We start from the raw sequence: 4,478 nt of genomic DNA on the forward strand, positions 1-4,478 counted from the left end.
CGCCGCGGTCATATGCGGCTGCGCCGCCACTGTCGCGTTCGCCTCCACCATCACGCTGTCGCCCGAAACCGCGGCCAGGCGCGGCCGCTCGGCCTGTGCCGGCACTGGCGTGTCGATCCCGGTCGCCACCACCGAAATCCGCACCCGGCCTCCCAGGCTCTCATCCAGCGCCATGCCGACCATGATGTTCGCATCCTCGTCGACTTCCTCGGCGATGCGGTTCGCCGCCTGGTCGAGTTCATGCAGCGAGAAGTCGGAACTGCCGGTGATGTTGATCAGCAGCCCGCGCGCGCCCTTCATGTTGGTGTCTTCCAGCAGCGGATTGGAAATCGCCGCCTCCGCGGCGCGGATCGCGCGATCCTCGCCCTCGGCTTCGCCGGTGCCCATCATCGCCTTGCCCATCACCGACATCACCGAGCGGATGTCGGCATAGTCGAGGTTCACGAGGCCCGGAACCACCATCAGGTCGGTGACGCCGCGCACGCCCATGTAGAGCACATGGTCGGCCATCTCGAAGGCTTCTTTCCAGCCTGTCCGCTCGTTGGCCACCTTGAAGAGGTTCTGGTTCGGAATCACGATCAGCGTATCGACGAACTGCTGCAGCTCGTTGATCCCCTCCTCGGCGGAGCGCAGGCGGCGGCGCCCCTCGAAGGCGAAAGGCTTGGTCACCACGCCGACGGTCAGGATGCCGCGCTCGCGCGCCATCCGCGCGATGACCGGCGCGGCCCCCGTGCCCGTGCCGCCACCCATGCCCGCGGTGATGAACACCATATGCGCGCCGTCGAGATGGCGGGCCAGGTCTTCCGACGCTTCCTCAGCCGACGCCTTGCCGATTTCCGGCCGTCCGCCCGCACCGTTACCCTGGGTGATATGGGGCCCAAGCTGGATCCTCCGCTCGGCACGCGAGAGCATCAACTGTTGTGCATCGGTATTGGCGACGACGAATTCCACGCCCGGCAGGTTCAGCGCGATCATGTTGTTGACCGCGTTGGTGCCCCCACCGCCAACGCCGATCACCGTGATTCGCGGCGTGAAATCTGTCTGTGTCGTGGTCTGTCGGATCAGGTTCAGGGTCATGTCTGCGTCTCCTGGCAGGCGGGCGTGAAACGATGGGCAGCAAGGATGCGATGGCGTTCGCTCATCACATCCGCCGCATGAGCAAGTTCATGAAACGGGCGAGGCGGCCCTGCGGCGCGGCAGCGGTCAGATCGATGTCATGCATCGTCTGGCCGTCGCCGCTGGCGAAGGCGAGCAGGCCGATCATCGTGGCGAAATTCGGCCCGGTGGCGGCGTCGGGCAGGCCGATGACGCCGATGGGCTTGCCGATCCGCACCTGGCGGTCGAGGATCTGTGCCGCCAGTTCGCGGGCACCGACCAGTTGCGACGCGCCGCCGGTCAGCACCACGCGCGCCCCTGCCGCCCGGCCGAGCCCGGAAGTCTCGATCCGGTCGCGCACCAGCTCGAAGATCTCCTCGAGCCGCGGGCGGATGATCGAAACCAGCGCGCTGCGCGGCACCTTGGCGATCTGGTGCTCGGCCTCGCCCACGAGGGGCACTGGCAGCAGCTCGCGCGCATCGTCCGGGCTTTCCTGGCAGGTGCCATAGAGCGTCTTGAGCCGCTCGGCATGCGCCACCTGGGTGGAAAGCAGCCGGGCGACGTCGTTGGTGACGTGATTGCCGCCGACCGGCAGTTGCGCCGTGTGCAGCATCTGACCTTCGGCGAAGACCGCGATCGTCGTCGTGCCGCCGCCCATGTCGATCACGGTGGCGCCGAGTTCCCGCTCGTCCTCCACCAATGTTGCGAGGCCCGAGGCAAACGGCGCCGACACCATCGAGGCAATCTCGAGCTCGCATCGTTCGAGGCAGGCGGTGACGCTCTTGATCGCCGTGGTGGCGGCATCGACCACATGAAGCTGCGCGGTCAGCGTATCGCAATAAAGTCCGCGCGGATCGGCGACGCCGCCGGTCTCGTCGGTGGAGAAATTGAGCGGCAGGGCATGAATCGTGCCGCGCCCCTCGGATGCCGCGCGGGCCCGCGCCTCGCGCACCACGCGGCGGATGTCATCCTCGGTCACGGCGCGGCCGTCGATCGGCCACTGCACGTTGAACAGCCGGCTCTCCGGCTGCCCGCATGACAGGTTCACCGTGACCGATTTCAGCCGCATATCGGCCTGGTCCTCCGCCGCGCCCACAGCAGCACGGATCGCCTTCTCCGCGTCTTCCAGATCAACGATGCCGCCCGATTTTACCCCTCGCCCACGTTGCCAGCCGAAGCCGAGGGCGCGCAGCCGTCCATCGCTCTCGGCGCGGCCGATCAGGCAGGAAATCTTGGTCGAACCGATATCCAGCACGCCGAACGGGCCAGATCGCGCGGGCTGGCGGCGCGTTTCCTGCTGGCGCGGTTCGGCCCGTGTCGCGGTCAGCGTCGCGCGGCGGGACAGATCGTTCATGCCCGTGCCTCCCTCATGACTTGTGTTTCCCGGATGCTGCGGACGGCGTAGCGGCGTCGGTCACGAAACCTTTCGGGTAGGGGCGCACCACCAGGCGGTCGGCAAGCCGCAGGTCGATCCGGCGCACCGGCCGATCCAGAAGGCGAATCTTCCGCTCGGCCTGCATCAACACGGTCAGCGCACGAGCGGGATGGGAATCCGGCAGTTCCACCACCGTGTGATCGCGCAGGATCAGGTTCCAGCGCAGCCGGTCGATCCGCTCGGCGGCAACCACCTTCGAATCGATCGCGGGAAACCGGGCGAGCAGGTCGAGCAGGTCCTGGGCATGCTTCGGCGCACCAGCGCCGACCAGCAGCCTCAGATTCGGATCATGCGCCCGGGCTGCCCCTGCATCGCGATCCTCCAGCACCGCGCCACCAGCGCCGACCAGCGCGAAGCGCCCATCCGGCCGCTGCCAGATCGCAACGGCGCGGCGTTCGGTGACCTCGACCCGCAACGTGTCAGGCAGCACGCGCTCGACAACGGCGCTGCGCACCAGGCCCAGCGCTCCGACCCGGGCTGCCACGGCCGCCGGCGATACAGCGAAGATCGCCTTGCCGTGCTCGACATCGAGCGCGCGCTCGACAACGGCGCGCGATCCCGGCGTAACGCCGCTCAGTTCAATATGGGCAATCCGGAATCCCGCATCGGCCGCCACGGTCGCCGCCGCGGCGCGCACCGGCCGAAACACCGCCAGAACGCCCCGCAGACCAAGCGGCACCGCGATCAACAGCAATGCCACGACGCCGAGCACCGCCGTCGGCCGTCCGGCCCGACGCAAACGGCGCAACAACAGCGTGCGCGGACTCGGACGGTCCTGGACGGTCGCCTTGCGCTGCTTCACACGCGGCATGCAGCATTCTCCACCATCCAGGCGCACAGCGCGGGGAAATCGATTCCGCAATGAGCCGCCTGTTCGGGCAACAGCGAGGTTGGCGTCATGCCCGGCTGGGTGTTCACCTCCAGCAACACCAGCCGGTCCGTTTCATCGTCGTAGCGGAAATCCGAGCGTGTCGCTCCACGGCAGCCAAGCGCGCGATGCGCCGCAACCGCGACATCCCTGGCCCGCGCGCTCACCGAAGGCGGCACGTCCGCCGGAATCTCGTGCCGAGAGGCACCGGCGGCATATTTCGCCGTGTAGTCATAGAAGCCCTCCGCACGAATTTCGGTGACCGCCAGCGCCCGGTCCTCGAGCACCGACACGGTAAGTTCCCGCCCGGGAACATATTCCTCGGTCATCGCCACCGATCCGTGGCGCCAGGCGCGCGCGATATCGGCGCGGCGGTTGTCGCCCTCGCGCAGGATGAACACGCCGACCGAGGAGCCCTCGTTGACCGGCTTGATGACATAGGGCCGCGGCAGCGGATCGGCCTCCGCGAGTTCGTCCAGCGGCACGATGCGGTGCTGCGCCAGCGGCAGGCCGGCAGAGGCGAAAACCGCCTTCGCCGCGCCCTTGTCCATCGCCATCGACGATGCCCGCACGCCGGAATGGGTATAGGGGATGCCCATGTAGTCGAGCACGCCCTGGATCGTCCCATCCTCGCCGAAACGGCCGTGCAGCGCGTTGAATACCGCATCCGGCGCCGGCGTCAGCGCCGCGATCACCGCGCCGAGATCGGCGCCGACCTCGATCTCGAACACGTCATACCCCGCCTTGCGCAGTGCCGCCGCAACCTGCCGGCCGGAGGCGAGGCTGACCTCACGCTCCTCCGAAATGCCACCGAGCAGGACCGCGACGCGCTTCATGCCGCACCCCGGCACGGCAGGCCGACCCGGCGGATTTCCCAGATCAGCTCGACGCCGGTGCGCTCGCGCACGCGCCGGCGCACCGTCTCGCCCAGGCCCTCGATGTCGGCGGCGGTCGCCTCGCCGAGATTGATGAGGAAATTGCAGTGCTTTTCCGAAACCTGCGCGCCGCCGTGGATGAGCCCGCGACATCCCGCCTCGTCGATCAGCCGCCAGGCCTTGTCGCCCTCGGGGTTGCGGAAGG

General features: G+C 68.2%; 4 protein-coding genes and 1 pseudogene. All 5 read right to left on the bottom strand.

The features are described 5' to 3' along the window. Window positions 1-1,077 (bottom strand): cell division protein FtsZ (ftsZ, locus tag APM_RS15150; RefSeq protein WP_007424254.1); only part of this gene is annotated, 1,077 nt, incomplete at its 3' end. 64 nt (window positions 1,078-1,141) lie between these two features. Further along, entirely contained in the window at window positions 1,142-2,449 is a 1,308-nt protein-coding gene (gene ftsA, locus APM_RS15155; RefSeq protein ID WP_007424255.1) for a cell division protein FtsA, read from the bottom strand. A gap of 13 nt (window positions 2,450-2,462) precedes the next feature. Continuing rightward, window positions 2,463-3,341 carry a cell division protein FtsQ/DivIB gene (locus APM_RS15160; protein WP_007424256.1) on the bottom strand — a complete coding sequence of 293 codons (879 nt, stop codon included), beginning with the start codon at window positions 3,339-3,341 and terminating at the stop codon, window positions 2,463-2,465. After that, a complete protein-coding gene (locus APM_RS15165; protein WP_007424257.1) occupies window positions 3,329-4,234 on the bottom strand; it encodes a D-alanine--D-alanine ligase in 906 nt (301 codons plus the stop codon). Before APM_RS15165 ends, APM_RS15160 begins: the two co-directional genes overlap by 13 nt. Continuing rightward, a pseudogene (locus tag APM_RS19865) lies at window positions 4,231-4,478 on the bottom strand (UDP-N-acetylenolpyruvoylglucosamine reductase); the annotation flags it as partial. The gene APM_RS15165 and the pseudogene APM_RS19865, both read right to left, overlap by 4 nt.

This window comes from Acidiphilium sp. PM, assembly GCF_000219295.1.
GTDB classification, from domain to species: domain Bacteria; phylum Pseudomonadota; class Alphaproteobacteria; order Acetobacterales; family Acetobacteraceae; genus Acidiphilium; species Acidiphilium multivorum.

What these genes read in the sequence shown, in the direction of transcription:
- ftsA (WP_007424255.1), bottom strand. Translation starts at nt 2,449, where the DNA reads ATGAACGATCTGTCCCGCCGCGCGACGCTGACCGCGACACGGGCCGAA.
- APM_RS15160 (WP_007424256.1), bottom strand. Translation starts at nt 3,341, where the DNA reads ATGCCGCGTGTGAAGCAGCGCAAGGCGACCGTCCAGGACCGTCCGAGT.
- APM_RS15165 (WP_007424257.1), bottom strand. Translation starts at nt 4,234, where the DNA reads ATGAAGCGCGTCGCGGTCCTGCTCGGTGGCATTTCGGAGGAGCGTGAG.